Source organism: Cyanobacteria bacterium GSL.Bin1, from assembly GCA_009909085.1.
Classification (GTDB): Bacteria; Cyanobacteriota; Cyanobacteriia; order Cyanobacteriales; family Rubidibacteraceae; genus Halothece.
In genome coordinates this window covers 1-14,469 of sequence record JAAANX010000188.1, presented here as the reverse complement: position 1 = coordinate 14,469, position 14,469 = coordinate 1, and the positions used below count along the sequence as shown (strand labels likewise).

General features: G+C 45.1%; 14 protein-coding genes and 1 pseudogene. 11 read left to right on the top strand and 4 right to left on the bottom strand.

What is annotated here, in order from left to right; all coding sequences use genetic code 11:
• The first annotated feature begins 7 nt into the window (after positions 1–7).
• The 4 genes from GVY04_21680 (at position 8) to GVY04_21665 (ending at position 2,745) form a co-directional block, all read left to right on the top strand.
• Positions 8–676, top strand: coding sequence for a cytochrome b6 (locus tag GVY04_21680; protein ID NBD18641.1), 669 nt, complete (start codon positions 8–10; stop codon positions 674–676).
• 54 nt (positions 677–730) lie between these two features.
• Positions 731–1,213, top strand: coding sequence for a cytochrome b6-f complex subunit IV (gene petD, locus GVY04_21675; protein ID NBD18640.1), 483 nt, complete (start codon positions 731–733; stop codon positions 1,211–1,213).
• A 77-nt stretch (positions 1,214–1,290) separates the two neighbouring features.
• Complete coding sequence (locus GVY04_21670; protein ID NBD18639.1) at positions 1,291–2,124, top strand: TlyA family rRNA (cytidine-2'-O)-methyltransferase; 834 nt, start codon at positions 1,291–1,293, stop codon at positions 2,122–2,124.
• Between the two features lie 219 nt (positions 2,125–2,343).
• Positions 2,344–2,745 (top strand): fasciclin domain-containing protein, encoded by a 402-nt coding sequence (locus GVY04_21665; GenBank protein ID NBD18638.1) that lies wholly within the window; start codon positions 2,344–2,346, stop codon positions 2,743–2,745.
• 86 nt (positions 2,746–2,831) lie between these two features.
• Here GVY04_21665 and GVY04_21660 read toward each other — a convergent pair whose 3' ends face one another.
• Positions 2,832–3,980, bottom strand: coding sequence for a DNA polymerase III subunit beta (locus GVY04_21660; GenBank protein NBD18637.1), 1,149 nt, complete (start codon positions 3,978–3,980; stop codon positions 2,832–2,834).
• 284 nt (positions 3,981–4,264) lie between these two features.
• Here GVY04_21660 and GVY04_21655 point away from each other — a divergent pair, with 284 nt between their 5' ends.
• On the top strand, positions 4,265–4,606 hold the full coding sequence (locus GVY04_21655; GenBank protein NBD18636.1) for a DUF4278 domain-containing protein: 342 nt from the start codon (positions 4,265–4,267) through the stop codon (positions 4,604–4,606).
• Positions 4,607–4,884: 278 nt separating this feature from the next.
• A complete protein-coding gene (locus GVY04_21650; protein ID NBD18635.1) occupies positions 4,885–5,196 on the top strand; it encodes a hypothetical protein in 312 nt (103 codons plus the stop codon).
• Between the two features lie 7 nt (positions 5,197–5,203).
• Here GVY04_21650 and GVY04_21645 read toward each other — a convergent pair whose 3' ends face one another.
• Positions 5,204–6,841 (bottom strand): MBL fold metallo-hydrolase, encoded by a 1,638-nt coding sequence (locus GVY04_21645; protein NBD18634.1) that lies wholly within the window; start codon positions 6,839–6,841, stop codon positions 5,204–5,206.
• A gap of 226 nt (positions 6,842–7,067) precedes the next feature.
• Between GVY04_21645 and GVY04_21640 the strand changes: the two genes are divergently transcribed.
• The 5 genes from GVY04_21640 (at position 7,068) to GVY04_21620 (ending at position 12,662) form a co-directional block, all read left to right on the top strand.
• Positions 7,068–7,961, top strand: coding sequence for a YihY family inner membrane protein (locus GVY04_21640; protein NBD18633.1), 894 nt, complete (start codon positions 7,068–7,070; stop codon positions 7,959–7,961).
• Positions 7,962–8,134: 173 nt separating this feature from the next.
• A complete protein-coding gene (trpB, locus tag GVY04_21635) occupies positions 8,135–9,373 on the top strand; it encodes a tryptophan synthase subunit beta (GenBank protein NBD18632.1) in 1,239 nt (412 codons plus the stop codon).
• A gap of 10 nt (positions 9,374–9,383) precedes the next feature.
• Positions 9,384–10,013 (top strand): ribonuclease D, encoded by a 630-nt coding sequence (locus GVY04_21630; GenBank protein NBD18631.1) that lies wholly within the window; start codon positions 9,384–9,386, stop codon positions 10,011–10,013.
• A 220-nt stretch (positions 10,014–10,233) separates the two neighbouring features.
• A complete protein-coding gene (locus tag GVY04_21625; protein NBD18630.1) occupies positions 10,234–12,102 on the top strand; it encodes a GAF domain-containing protein in 1,869 nt (622 codons plus the stop codon).
• Positions 12,103–12,104: 2 nt separating this feature from the next.
• The gene (locus GVY04_21620) at positions 12,105–12,662 is read left to right on the top strand and encodes a cyclase (GenBank protein NBD18629.1); all 558 of its coding nucleotides are present in this window, start codon (positions 12,105–12,107) and stop codon (positions 12,660–12,662) included.
• Here GVY04_21620 and GVY04_21615 read toward each other — a convergent pair.
• The gene (locus GVY04_21615) at positions 12,655–13,485 is read right to left on the bottom strand and encodes a hypothetical protein (GenBank protein NBD18628.1); all 831 of its coding nucleotides are present in this window, start codon (positions 13,483–13,485) and stop codon (positions 12,655–12,657) included. The genes GVY04_21620 and GVY04_21615 overlap by 8 nt on opposite strands.
• 67 nt (positions 13,486–13,552) lie before the next feature.
• A pseudogene (locus tag GVY04_21610) lies at positions 13,553–14,469 on the bottom strand (transposase).

Here is a 14,469-nt window from a genome sequence, read left to right as displayed (position 1 = left end):
TGGCTTCATGTTCACAAAACAAGTAACGGATTCTAAAATTTATCAATGGTTTGACGAGCGTCTGGAAGTCCAGGCGATCTCTGATGACATTGCCAGTAAATACGTTCCGCCTCACGTTAACATTTTTTATTGTCTCGGTGGAATCACCCTCACCTGCTTTTTAATTCAATTTGCAACGGGCTTTGCCATGACTTTTTACTACAAGCCCACCGTTGCTGAGGCTTTTTCTTCTGTTCAATATCTGATGACCGAGGTCAACTTTGGTTGGCTCATCCGCTCGATTCACCGTTGGTCTGCAAGCATGATGGTGTTGATGATGATCCTCCATACATTCCGAGTTTACCTCACCGGCGGCTTCAAAAAACCTCGTGAGCTAACTTGGATTACCGGAGTGGTCTTAGCTGTGATTACGGTTTCCTTTGGCGTCACCGGTTACTCTCTACCTTGGGATCAAGTTGGTTATTGGGCGGTCAAAATTGTCTCTGGTGTACCAGAAGCAATTCCTGGCGTTGGTCCTTTGATTGTCGAGTTAATTCGGGGTAGCGCAAGTGTTGGACAAGCAACACTAACCCGTTTCTACAGCTTACACACCTTCGTTTTACCCTGGTTCATTGCTGTCTTCATGCTGCTACACTTCATCATGATTCGTAAGCAAGGTATTTCTGGTCCCTTGTAAATCGCGAGTTTAATGAAGCTGTCTTAAATATTTTCAAGAGGAGAACAAATAACAATGTCCACCTTAAAAAAACCTGATTTAAGTGATCCGAAACTGCGGGCAAAGTTAGCCCAAGGCATGGGTCATAACTACTACGGCGAACCCGCTTGGCCCAATGATTTACTCTATACGTTCCCGATCGTCATTTTAGGAACGATTGGTTTGTGTGTGGGCTTAGGCGTCCTTGATCCAGCAATGTCAGGCGAACCGGCCGATCCGTTTGCAACACCTTTGGAAATTCTACCGGAGTGGTATTTCTATCCCGTTTTCCAAATTCTACGGATTGTCCCCAATAAACTGTTGGGAATTGCGGCAATGGCATCGATTCCTCTCGGTTTAATGCTGGTTCCCTTTATCGAAAATGTGAATAAGTTCCAAAACCCCTTCCGTCGTCCGATTGCAACGGCTGTTTTCTTATTCGGTACCGTTGTCACGCTCTGGCTTGGAATTGGTGCAACTTATCCCTTAGATGAATCTTTAACCTTAGGCTTGTTCTAACTAATTGGTCTGCTGGTTAACCCCTCATCCTCTCTTACGCGAGTAAGGGGGGATTTTTCTATGGCATGGGAAATGGTATGAAAAAACAACGTTTAGACACCTTACTGGTGAGCCGTGAGCTATGTGAATCTCGCCAAAAAGCACAACGGTTGATTCGCGCTGGGGAGGTAAAAGTTAACGACCAAGTGATCGATAAACCCGGTACACCTGTCGATGCAGAAGCCCGTTTACAAGTGGTACAACCCCCTCCTTATGTGTCACGAGGCGGAGAAAAGTTAGCGAAAGCACTTGCAGAATTTGCCATCAGGGTAGAGGGGCGAATTTGCTTAGATGGGGGAATTTCCACGGGTGGCTTTACGGATTGTTTATTAAAAGCAGGGGCAAAACAGGTGTATGGGGTGGATGTGGGCTACGGACAAGTGGCTTGGCAATTGCGTCAAGATGAACGGGTGATTCTCAAGGAACGAACGAACTTGCGTTATCTGACACCGGAAATGTTATATGGCGAGGCAATGCGCCCTGATTTCGGGGTTCTGGATTTATCGTTTATTTCTCTAACAAAAGTATTGCAACCACTGTGGGAGTTGTTGATTCCGCCTCGAGAAGTGGTGTTATTAGTAAAGCCTCAGTTTGAAGTAGGGCGCGATCGCGTTGGCGAAAAAGGAGTGGTGCGTAATCCAAAAGATCACTATTCAGGCATCATGCAGGTGATGACAGCAGCCCAGCACAAGGGGTGGTGTCCCCGAGGTTTAACTTGGTCCCCCATCCGAGGACCAGCAGGAAATATTGAATATTTGCTTTGGTTAGCAGCAGAAGCCAGACCAATCCCTACAGAAGCGCTTAATGACAATGGGGTGGAAAAAATTACGCAATCTGCTTACCAACAATTCCATTCCCGCTTGCAAGGATAGCAGGTCCGCTTTCAGGTGCCGAATCCCTCTTCACTGTCTCGCGCAAGCTTCTCCTCTGTCCGTTACTCATGGCGGTTGAACATGTTGAACATAACGAATTACTTTTTTTTATGCGATTGATTAGAACCTCATTAGCAATCAAACACCAGAATTGGCTAAAATTAGACCTGAATCTATAGAAAATTTTATTATCATCGAATTTAACTTAGGTGATTAACGATGCCCACAATTGTCGATATTGCTGTTGAAAATGACTCCTTTAAAACCTTAGTCCAAGCGGTGCAAGCAGCTGATTTAGTAGAGACTCTGGCGAGTGAGGGACCCTTCACCGTTTTTGCACCCACTGACGACGCATTTGCTAAATTACCGCCGGGAACCATTCAAACCCTTGTCCAAAACCCACCTCAACTGGCGCGCATCTTAACCTATCATGTTTTATCCGGTCGCTATAACAAGATGGAGTTAGCTGATCTGGGAATCGTTAATTCAATAGAAGGATCGCCCATTGCCATTGATTGCACTGATGGGTTTGAAGTCAAAAACGCCACTGTCATTGCACCGGATATTGAAGCTGATAATGGCGTGATTCATGTGATTGATAACGTTTTATTGATGGGCTAAAGTTAGTCGCTCCCCCTCTCACTCCTGCACCTTGTCTCTTCGTTTCCTCCATTAATAGGGATTCATTGACCTCCCAGTCAGCATCATTAATCTCGCAATTGCACCGGCATCACCAAATAGGTCATTTTCAACGCTCCCAAAGGACTAAAAATAATGGGTTGTGTTGCTTCGTTAAGTTGCATTTGGATTTCATTTCCCTTAAAGGCTTTCAATCCATCCATTAAATATTTCACATTAAAAGCGATATCGATACTCTCTCCAGTAATTTGGGCTGGAATTGACTCTTGAGCGCTCCCCACTTCCTGAGCATCCACAGATATAGATAACTGTTGATTTTCGCTATCAATACTGAACTTCACGACATTATTTTTCTGGTCTGCCAAAACAGCTACTAAATCTAAACTATTCAACAAGCGTTTTCTTTCTAAAGTGACTTGCTTAGAAAACTGTTTCGGAATCAGTTGATCATAAGCCGGATAATTACCATCGAGTTTACGAGTGGTTAACCGCTGTGAGTCGAGTTCAAAAGCAACCTGCACCTCATCGCAACGTAAACTGACCACTGCATCTTCTTTTTGCATTTTCACCATCCGTTCTAACTCTCGCAGGGCACGAGCCGGAATGGTAACCGCAAACCCTTCTGTTGCTCCTGCAATGCCTTCTGTTGTCGCATCAAGAACCGCTAAACGATGTCCATCGGTTGCCGCGAATTCCAAACTCTCTTCTTGACGAGTTAAATGAACTCCGGTTAAGACTTGTTTGGCTTCTTCTGCGCTCGCCGCAAACAGGGTGGAACTCAAACCATCCGCTAAAGCTGACACTGGCACTTGTAAGGCTTCTCCCGCTGTAATTTCCGGTAAATTCGGATATTCTTCCGGACTCATGCCCCGCAGCCGAAAACGTCCTGAAGCCGAAATGAGGGTGGCACTGAAGCGATCTTCTCCTTCTTCCTCTTCCATTCCCACTAAGGTCAGTTCGCCTTCGGGGAGACGGGTGACAATATCGTTGAGGAGTTTCGCCGGTAGTGTAAAGGTATGGTTATCGCTCACTTGAGCCGGAAAGCTCGTTTGTAGCCCCAAACTTAAGTCAAAGGCAGTGAGCGTGATTCGCTGTGTTTCCGCATCAGTTTGAAAGAGGACATTACCTAGGACAGGATGAGTGGGACGAGAGGGGACAGCTCGACTAACAAGGGAAAGATTCGTTTTGAGATCACTCTGGCTACAAACGAGTTTCATGATTCCGACTTTGAGAAAAAGCAAATAATATTTTATCTTAGCCAGTTCGGTTCTGCCCCCTGATCTCGGAGGAGAAGGACCTTGATTTTTGAAGAAATATTAAAAACTGTCGCCGAAAAACTGATCGCGCTTGACAATCTTTCCGGCAAACTGTAACAATATATACAGAAATAAAAGAAATCGTTCATCTCTCTAATTCAAATGATTCTAGAGAGACGGAAGTAGGGCAACCCCCGAAGGAACGCGCCTCAAACGATCACAACAGAAATCTCGGAGGCGAATCCATGAAACTAACCTATCGCGGTGTCCAATACGAAAATAATACTCCCGTTGTTGAAACAACTGAAGGCGAAGTTGCCGGTAAATATCGCGGTTTAGACTGGCGCTTTCACGGTTTGAAAAAACAACTCCATCTCCAACCGCGTGCCAATCTGACGTATCGGGGCATTACTTATCAAGTCCATCCCCAAGCGGCATCTGTTACTGACGTATCAGTTAAACCGAATACTGCTTCCATCTCCACTGAAACAAAAGCGCGGAACTTGATGCGTAATCAAGTCCTCAACTTCAAGAAACGCCAAAAATCAATGCTCACCCGAGCTAATGCTGAAATTGGTATGAAGTAGTTTGACCGCAACGATTGCTCAATCATTAATCAGCAATGTGCCCCCGCTTTGACGAGAGAAGTGGGGGCAAAATATTTTAGAAACGTTTTTTACCAAACTCGGAGATGCAAATAACATTTTAGGAAATGACTTAACTTATAAATAGATTGGTTTGATTTTCCCTAACAATTTTGCTAACTTGATATGTCAAAATAGAACCAGATTTAAGCCATTAAATAAATCCGCAAGCTATCTTGATCAATCACACTAGACACACATCATTGGCTCAGGAGATAACGATGTTACACCGCAAGATTCATCAATTTTGTAACGAAGGTCGTGAAGTCTGCATTTTCTTGCGGGACCAGCAACGCTGGATTGAAGATGCACGAATCGTTAGCCTAGAAGGTGATTTAGTAACAGTTCGTTACGAAGTCGAAGAAGATGAGGAAATTAGTTCTTGGGAAGAGATTATTCGTCTAGAGAGTATCGCTTCGATTACACACCAACTGGCTTCCGTTACCCGAGCGAATATTGACCCCTTAGTTTCTGATGAATGTCCAGAAGCGGAACAGATCTATCCCCATCATCCTGACCACCCGCAAGAATAACGCTTTTTTAAGAATCAGGCTCGGAATTGTCGGTTAAGGGTTCAAACAGTGGGCAGTATCCTTGTGGTGTGACTTGAAATCCATAAAGGGGAGAAGAGGGGTTACGGCAATGTTGCGCTTTCCGATACCGACAATTACCACAACTCGCAATTTCACGAGGGAGTTTTTCGTCACTGGTTTGACGAAGAATCTCCTTTTGCGATAAGCCTCGTAAGACCAGTTCTTCTCCCTGCCAGCGGGCTTTGAGCAATCCAGTATCAGAAAAATTATGCCAGCGGGGGTCATTGACAATGCTGCTGGGAAGTTGAATGTTAATGACTTTTTCTTCTTCCGTAACTTCGCCCTCATAGCTCGTTTCGGGTGGGGCTGCCGGTTGGATGAATTGATCGCCAATGTGGAGTTCCACTTCCGTTTTGGCTTGAGGAAGATGGAGATGATAGCGGTGTTGGAGTTCTTCGAGTCCTGTTAAATCAATTAAATAATTTTTTGGACCATGAATAAAAATGACGTGCTGCGGACGGAGGTTGTGGATCAGTTGGGTGGTTCCTAGACCGTCACTATGCTGAGCGAGGAGATAAGTTTCAGTGTGCCATGGCAAATTCTTCTGGCTAATTTCTGGAGTTGCTGGATGTTCTGCTTGAAAAATGACCCAATTGCGATCCTCTTTAGAGATGAGTTTGCTCCAATCTGAGTTTTCTTCCACCAGCAAGATGGTTGGAGAATCGGTAATATCGGCACTACTTTTGAGAGGGCGAACCCGCGGGCGAACCCGTTCATCCCAAAAGAGCGGTTGATGTTTAGCAAAGTTTTGTACCGAGTCAGGAAGATGCGGAAGAATATCGAGATAGGCAGTACAGGCTTGAGTAATAATGGGATCAACCCAAATATCTAAGTTGCGACCCGTAAACTGATGGTGCGATCGCAGCAAAACTAAGATTTCTTGCGCCAACCCAAAATACGGCACCGGTAAAACAATATTTTTCCCAGCCGCTAAAGTATCACTTAACCGCGCCATTAACTGATTTTCTTGCTGACGGCGGTGGGGATGGCGGGCTGTGCCATAACTGCCTTCAATCATAAGAATATCAGGAGAAAAGCCTCGTAACTCTTCAATGGATAAGCCTTCGGCTAAGCGAGAGTTAGAGAGAAAAAAGTCGCCCGTATAGAGGAGGCGGTGACGGCGTTGGGGCGTGGTATAGGTCAGCGCGATCGCGCAAGCCCCTGGTAAATGTCCGGCTGGATAGAGTTCAACCGTTAAATCATCGGCTATGGCAATGCGGGTGCGAGTGGGCAGAGCATGGGCTAACGCCGGAACTTCCTTTTCTTCGAGCCAATTGAGAGGTAATAACTGCACCGTCACTTCGCTAGCATAAATGGGAATATCCGGAAAAGCGCGATGTAAACTCAACAAACCACGAGCATGATCGCTGTGGGCATGACTACATAAAATAAAATCAATGGGCGGTAAATTACCCTCAGATGTCGTTAATTCTTTAACATCCGCAACTCCACAATCTAAAAGTAAACGATGGTCTCCCAATTGCAACAAAAAACAAACTCCTTCCCCCTCATGACCAACCGCATAAGGATAACAAATCAAGCAGCCGTGATCGCTGCGAAAAGGAGAAGGAGAATCACTCATCATTCATTGAGACCCAAGTACTAACGACTAATGGGCAGAACCATTACCGTGATAGTCTTCAGAATCGTAAAAGCCGTTTTTTGTCCCAAAAAAGAGACAAGAAACAATAAATAATCCTGATAGAATAACTAAGATAAATTTAATATCCATATTTAATAATGCCTAGTTTGAATTTCTCCTACTTTGGGGATCATTATATCTTGCGCCAATCTCATCGGAAAAAAGAACCATGAAAAAACTTAAGAGCTTAATTGCTCTCCTGAGAGAAACGTTTACACAGTGGTTAGAACATAAAGCACCTCGTTTAGCTGCTGCTTTAGCTTACTACATGGTTTTTTCCCTCGCGCCACTGCTGGTTATCGCGATCGCGATTGCTGGGGCAATTTTTGGGGAAGAGGCGGCTCGGGGTGAAATTGTCAATCGGATTGGCGGCTTTGTCGGTCAAGATGCGGCAAGTCTAATTGAAAAAGCAATTAGTAATGCTAGTCAGCCTGATTTGAGTAATGTTGCCTCTTTAATTAGTGTCGCCATTCTCTTGTTTGGCGCCTCTGGGGTGTTTGCGCAATTACAAGATGCCTTGAATACCATTTGGAGTGTCCAACCGCGGCCGGGACGCGTCATTAAACAGTTTATCAGTAAACGGATCTTATCATTTGGGATGGTTTTAGGGTTAGGGCTATTTGTCATTCTCTCTTTGATCCTCACCGCTGCTATTTCTGCCTTAAGTCAACTGGAATTATTGCCCGGGTTTCCGTTTTTATGGAAATTTCTTTCCTTGGCTGTTTCTTTTGGCTTAGTGACTTTATTTTTTGCGCTCGTTTTCAAGTTTCTCCCTGATGCAAAAGTGGCTTGGAGCGATGTTTGGATCGGATCAATTATTACCTCGATTCTCTTTGCCATTGGGCGATCGCTGCTGGGCTGGTATCTGGGAAAAACCAGTTTTGCTTCCACCTATGGCGCAGCCGGTTCTTTGATTGTTCTTCTGGCTTGGGTGTACTATTCCGCGCAAATTCTCTTTCTTGGCGCCGAATTCACCGAAGTTTATGCCCGCAAGTTTGGTTCTCACATTACCCCCACTCGTCACTCGAGGCGGATTACCACGACCCCCCTTGATGAAGATTGAGAGGAACCAGAATAGTCGTCCGTCAGTTTGGGCAAGATCCCCCCACTCATCCCTGCCCAATCGGTCAAGCATGATTCTAGGATCCAGCTCCTCACTTGTCACCGCTTGTCACGTCCTGAGAATTTCATATTAAAATAGTGACTGTTTGCCGTCTTGTAGAGAACTAAAGCCAAGTGACAGTATCATCGGTTTCTCCTTCGTCTCAATCCCAATATCCTGATGACAAAGGGCGTTTTGGTCAATTTGGGGGGAAATATGTTCCCGAAACCCTTATCTGTGCTCTCAGTGAGCTCGAAACTGCCTACCGTCAAATTCGTCGGGATCCTGATTTTAATCAGCAACTGACTCAGCTCTTGCAAGATTATGTGGGACGCCCCAGCCCGCTTTATTTTGCCGAACGCCTCAGTGAATACTATGCTCAGCCGGATGGAACAACGCCACAAATTTATCTGAAACGAGAAGATTTAAACCATACCGGAGCGCATAAAATTAATAACGCGATCGCGCAGGTGCTCTTAGCGCGCAAAATGGGTAAGCAACGCATTATTGCTGAAACCGGAGCCGGTCAACATGGGGTGGCAACCGCGACTGTGTGTGCTCGTTTTGGCTTGGAATGTGTCATTTATATGGGCGTTCAAGATATGGAACGTCAAGCTCTCAATGTCTTTCGGATGCGTTTAATGGGGGCAAAAGTGGAGCCGGTAGAAGCCGGCAATGGCACCCTCAAAGATGCTACTTCTCAAGCGATTCGAGACTGGGTAACTAACGTGGAGAATACCCATTATATCCTGGGTTCCGTTGCCGGTCCCCATCCCTATCCGATGATGGTCCGTGACTTTCATGCGGTGATTGGCGAAGAAACCCGTCGTCAATGTCAAGAAAAATGGGGCGGACTCCCTGATATTCTCTTAGCCTGTATTGGTGGCGGCTCCAATGCCATGGGCCTCTTCTCAGAATTTATTAGTGACCCCTCGATTCGCTTAATTGGCGTGGAAGCGGGTGGAGAAGGCATTAACTCTCCGAACCATGCTGCTACCCTCACTCGAGGCGAACCAGGGGTCTTGCATGGGGCGATGAGTTATCTCTTACAAGATGAAGATGGACAAGTCACAGAAGCCCATTCCATTAGTGCCGGTTTAGACTACCCAGGAGTGGGACCCGAACACAGTTATCTCAAAGATAGTGGTCGCGCTGAATATTACAGTGTCACTGATGCGCAAGCTGTGGAAGCATTTCAGCGTATGTCTCGTTTAGAGGGCATCATTCCTGCTTTAGAAACGGCTCATGCTTTTGCCTATTTAGACACTCTTTGTCCTCAGCTTTCGGGATCGCCGAGAATTGTCATTAACTGTTCCGGACGCGGTGACAAAGACGTGCAAACCGTCGCCAAATATTTAGAAGAACGCAGCTAAGGGCAAACGAATGAATTTATCAAAGTTTCAGGTTTGTGATCAAGACCTGTCACCAGAATTACTGAACCAATATTTATCCAGTCCTGCTGTTGGCGTCGATACAGAAACGATGGGCTTGAATCCCATGCGCGATCGGCTTTGCTTGGTGCAGTTGTGTGATGCTGAAGGAAATGTTACAATGATTAGGATCGCGAAAAGACAACAGCAAGCGGATCGTCTCTCCCAGTTAATGGTGGCGCCGAATGTACTGAAGATTTTTCACTTTGCTCGGTTTGATATTGCTCAGATTTACCATAGTTTTGGGATTATGACAACCCCAATCTTCTGTACCAAAATTGCCAGTAAGATGGCTCGAACTTATACCTCTAGTCATGGTTTAAAAAGCTTGGTGCAAGAATTAGAACAAGTGGAATTAGATAAACGTTCCCAAAGTTCGGACTGGGGAAATGTGGGGAACCTCTCCCCAGAACAATTGAGCTATGCAGCGAATGATGTCCGTTATTTGATTAGTATGAAAGAGAAATTACAAGCGATGCTGGAACGAGAAGAGCGATGGCAACTCACTCAAGAATGTTTTCAGTGTCTTCCCACTTTTGCTCAACTTGACCTACAACAATTTGAAAATATTTTTGAACATTAAGTGCAGTGTATTGTTCGATCAATCAATTACTAAGCTAAGAGAAAGTCATTCTAATCAAGATTGAATCCATTTGAGAAGAGACAAAAGTAATCCAAAACCAAAGATCAGTCCCAGGAATCTGACCATTTTTGAATTTAAAATAATTGTTTGACCACTCTAGATTATATTCTGTACGATAAAGTAGGCAATTCCTTCCATTGAAAATCAGTAAGCTGTAATTGTGGAAATAACGCTGATTGAACAAGAGATTAATGAATTAACGCTCGCTAGTGCAGATGCGAAAGGACTGCTTTGGGAAGTCTCTCGAAAAATTGCCCAGAGTCTGTCAGCGGAAGTTTGTTTGTTAATTCCTTTTGAAAATTTACCCAGTGCAAGTTGGAGTGCCGTAGATAATCTTAACAAAAGCAACTTGCTGGAATGGGAAGAAAAATGCAGAGAATTGCTTTGGGAAAGCTTAATAGCAAGCGGCAATGACCAGGAAACTCTAAGCGAAGTTTTAACCGCTTGGGGAGAGAACTTAGCATTGAAGCATTGGGAAGTGTACCCCATTGCTCGGGAACAACTTCAGGGATGGTTAATTCTAGGCAGTACTGATCATTTAGGGCTCAATCATCATTTAGAAGCCCCCTTAGAAACGGCCTTGTCTTTTACTCTAAAAACAGCACAGTTACACTATAAGCTAGAAAAAAAAGAGCGCCACCAGTTACTGCAGCAAGCAGTAACAGAGGCAATTCATCATTCTCAGGAGCTAGAGACGATCTTAGAAAACGCGATCGCGCAAACTGCTCAATCTTTAGAAGTCAGTCGCGCAATGCTTCTGATGCTCCGATATTCTGAACCCGTCTTTGGTAACCGTCAACAAATGAGTGACCCGAATATAGAGGTGCAACTGTTGACACAGTGGGCGCAAACTTCAGCGTTAGAAAGTCCGGTCACTTCTTTTCCTCTCAGCAACAGTCCTCTGTGTTTAAAAGCCTGGCAACAAGCCCCTGTTTCTCTTAGCCATGAACCGATAGATGAGAGCAACCCGCTGCATTTTTTGGAAGATTCTCTACCAATGTCAGCCTGGTTGATTGTCCCCCTGATGGGGACCAGTAGCGGTCATCCTGAATCACAACTGGTGTTAGGCTTTTTACTATTGGAAAACAATGAACCCCGAGTCTGGGAAACAGAAGAGCAAGCATTAGTGAATTGGGTGAGTACCCAAGCCAGTACGGCTGTGATTCACAATAAAACCCTACAACGGGTGCAGTCCCTAGTTGATGAGCGTACAGCACAATTACAACGCAGTTTAGATGTACAAGCCAGACTCTACGAAACGAGTCGCAATCAAGTGGAACAGCTGCAAGAGCTTAATCAACTCAAAGATGAGTTTTTAGCAACGATTAGCCATGAACTAAATACGCCTTTAGCAACAATGAAAATGGCAATTCGGATGTTACATAATCAGGAACTTTCCCCAGAACGTCAGCAAAAATATTTGGGCATTTTAGAACAGGAATGGCATCGCGAATATAACCTAATTAAAGACCTCTTAACCCTACAAAAGATAGATGAGGAAGGAATTCCCTTAACAATAACCGCCATTGATCTCGAAAAACTATTAAAGCAACTTGCAGAGGAATTTAAATCGAAATGGGAGGAAAAAAAATTAAACGCAACCTTGACGTTAAATCAAGTCAAGGGGTCACCAGAAGCCTTGACCATTCATAGTGATCGAGAAAGTGTGCAACGCATCTTTTTAGAATTATTGGGTAACGCCGGTAAGTATTCTTATGCGAATACCACAGTAGAAATGATAGTTTCTGAAGCAACCCGGAACTGTCTTCGGATTAGTGTGAAGAATCTTGGTTATGGGATTTCTCCTGTAGAACAAACTTATATTTTTGATCGGTTCCGGCGAGGCAAGGGGGTCACTCAGAAAGCAATTCCTGGAACTGGCTTGGGTTTAGCACTGGTTAAATCTTTGGTCCGATATCTTCGTGGCACAATTGATCTTGACAGTAAGTATAATCCGGATGGGGTTGGGGAAACGACTTTTCATGTTACTCTTCCTCGCTCACTCAAGGAAATATCAACGAAAGAATAATCGTGATTGAACCACAATTTGGTAACGAACAAGAAAAGACCGTTAATTCTGCAGAATTGGAATTAGCAGAACAACTGGATCAAGTAAAGATTGAGACGGAAGAGGTGGCAAAGCGTCAACGGCGTATTACCAGTCAAATTGGAATTGCGCACCCCAGAGAATCAGTTTGGCAAGTTCTGACTGACTATGAATCCCTACCCCAATTTATTCCCAGTTTGGAAAAAAGCCAACGCCTCGAACATCCCGAAGGAGAAAAAGTTCGTTTAGAACAGGTAGGAAAACAAAAACTGCTAAAAATGAATTTTAGTGCTCGTGTGGTTCTAGATTTAGAAGAAACTCAACCCGAGCGGATCGATTTTGAAATGGTAGAAGGGGATTTTAAGGCATTTTCTGGATATTGGTTATTAGAACCGGCAGAACCGGCGACACAACTGATTTATAGTATCTTTGTTTGGCCGCCCCGAACGATGCCGGTGAGCTTAATTGAGCGTCGTTTGAGTAAAGATTTGTCTTTAAATTTAGTGGCGATTCGCCAACGCGTGGAAACCTTATTTAGTTAGAGGTCACTTTCTCCGAGGAAAGAGCCGCTTCCAGAAAGCTGAGGGGAGAACTCATATTTTCCGCAAACCCTAAAATCGCGCGATCGCGCCATTGATAAATTAATTCTCTGTCTGGGTTAAACAAAAACGTTCCCCCGCGCTGAGTGAGATAACGAGCATCAGGAACATAAGTTGACCAATGGCTTAAGGCTTCTCCCATATTGCGTAAACGCAGGGTTGCCAGTTCAAAAGGGCGCTGAAAGCCACTCCCCCCTGCCCAATTGAAAAATGACCCTTTTAAGGGGGGTAAAGGAGGCGCTTTGATCACTTCATCATCGCCAATGAGTTGAGGGGCAGCGCGATCACCCGTATAGCCTCGTAATACTTCTTTCAGGGTTCCTGGGCTACCGATTCCGGCACACATGAGTAACAAATTAACCCAAGCCTTTTGCGCCGGAGACAACCCGGGAATATTCAGCGTTAAGCCCGCATATAGCCCCAATTGCTGGTGTAAGTTAGCCTCGGGATCCACAAACAGGCTTGCCTCAGGAAATCCCGTATAATGACAAAATTGTTGACCGGACGCGAGATTGCCAATGCCAACGGCGCAAATGGCAACATCCCAGGTTTCTAGTTCAGCGCGTGATTGTTGTAACCACCAAGCATATTCCAAACTATCAAAGTCTCCTAGTTGTGGTAACAGAATAACCAGTAAATGAGTGGCACCTTCACTATTGCTGAGGAGAGACTGTTTTTCGCCAGTACTCACTTGTTGCAATTGAGTTGTTTGGAAAAGAGGATAAAGATTTAAGGGCTGGGTGGTTGGAAAATTGGGGGTTTCCATAAAGACTGTCTTGATCCAGAGTAAGCACACATCTCCATCTTGACACTCCCCCGGCTTGCATCGCGGGGGATTCTTGGTTCATCGAGGCTGCTTGCTCTGACAGAACGGATTCTACCAGAGTAGAGGCTGCTTCTCCCCAAGCGTGAGTTCCGACGTGCCCCGCCGTACTTAATGCTTTCTTGAGAATGTTGATGGCTGCGTTTTCGTCGCGGCAAAGGTTGGCTCCACACTGGCACGTATGGGTTCGGGTGGACAAACCTTTTTTCACGATCCGCCCGCAATTAGAACACTCTTGCGAGGTGTAATGTGGAGGGACGGCAACTGTTACTTTGCCAAACTTGTAGGCAAAATATTCCAGCCAAACGCGAAATTGGGACCAAGCGACATCACTAATCGACTTCGCCAAATTGTGGTTTTTCACTAGATTTCTCACCGGCAAGCGCGGAATGCGCCGTCGCTTTCCAGCCCGAATCGAATTCGGGCTGGGTCGACGGTCTTCATAGGCGATCAGGTCGTGAGACCGACATACGCAACGCGCCACTCTCTTGGCGTGTTCGACACGCTGCCTACTTATGCTCAGGTGTTTTCTAGCTAACCGCTTTCTGGCTTTTTTGCGATTTGATGAACCTTTCTCCTTGCGAGAAAGTTGTCGCTGGAACCGCTTAAGCTCTTGTTCTCCTTTTCTCAGGAAGCGGGGGTTTTCTACTTTTTCCCCGTTGCTGTCAGTCAAAAAGTGGGCTAGCCCCACATCAAGCCCAATCACACGCTTGGTTGGTTCCATCTCTTCTTTCACTTCAATGTCGATGCAAAACTGACAGTAGTACCCATCTGCTCTACGAACAATCCGGACGCGCTTAATCTGATCGGGTGAGTAGAAATAGATGTTTCTACTTCCCACTAATTTCACACGACCAATTCCATTCTTATCGGTGAAAGTGATGTGCTTTTTCGTGTTGGGGTCTAACTTCCAACCCGTATCTTTAT

Coding starts and splice junctions, on each gene's coding strand:
- GVY04_21660 (NBD18637.1), bottom strand. CDS start 3,980: ATGAAACTCGTTTGTAGCCAGAGTGATCTCAAAACGAATCTTTCCCTT.
- GVY04_21615 (NBD18628.1), bottom strand. CDS start 13,485: ATGGAAACCCCCAATTTTCCAACCACCCAGCCCTTAAATCTTTATCCT.
- GVY04_21640 (NBD18633.1), top strand. CDS start 7,068: ATGAAAAAACTTAAGAGCTTAATTGCTCTCCTGAGAGAAACGTTTACA.
- petD (NBD18640.1), top strand. CDS start 731: ATGTCCACCTTAAAAAAACCTGATTTAAGTGATCCGAAACTGCGGGCA.
- GVY04_21655 (NBD18636.1), top strand. CDS start 4,265: ATGAAACTAACCTATCGCGGTGTCCAATACGAAAATAATACTCCCGTT.
- GVY04_21670 (NBD18639.1), top strand. CDS start 1,291: ATGAAAAAACAACGTTTAGACACCTTACTGGTGAGCCGTGAGCTATGT.
- GVY04_21680 (NBD18641.1), top strand. CDS start 8: ATGTTCACAAAACAAGTAACGGATTCTAAAATTTATCAATGGTTTGAC.
- GVY04_21645 (NBD18634.1), bottom strand. CDS start 6,841: ATGATGAGTGATTCTCCTTCTCCTTTTCGCAGCGATCACGGCTGCTTG.
- GVY04_21630 (NBD18631.1), top strand. CDS start 9,384: ATGAATTTATCAAAGTTTCAGGTTTGTGATCAAGACCTGTCACCAGAA.
- GVY04_21650 (NBD18635.1), top strand. CDS start 4,885: ATGTTACACCGCAAGATTCATCAATTTTGTAACGAAGGTCGTGAAGTC.
- GVY04_21665 (NBD18638.1), top strand. CDS start 2,344: ATGCCCACAATTGTCGATATTGCTGTTGAAAATGACTCCTTTAAAACC.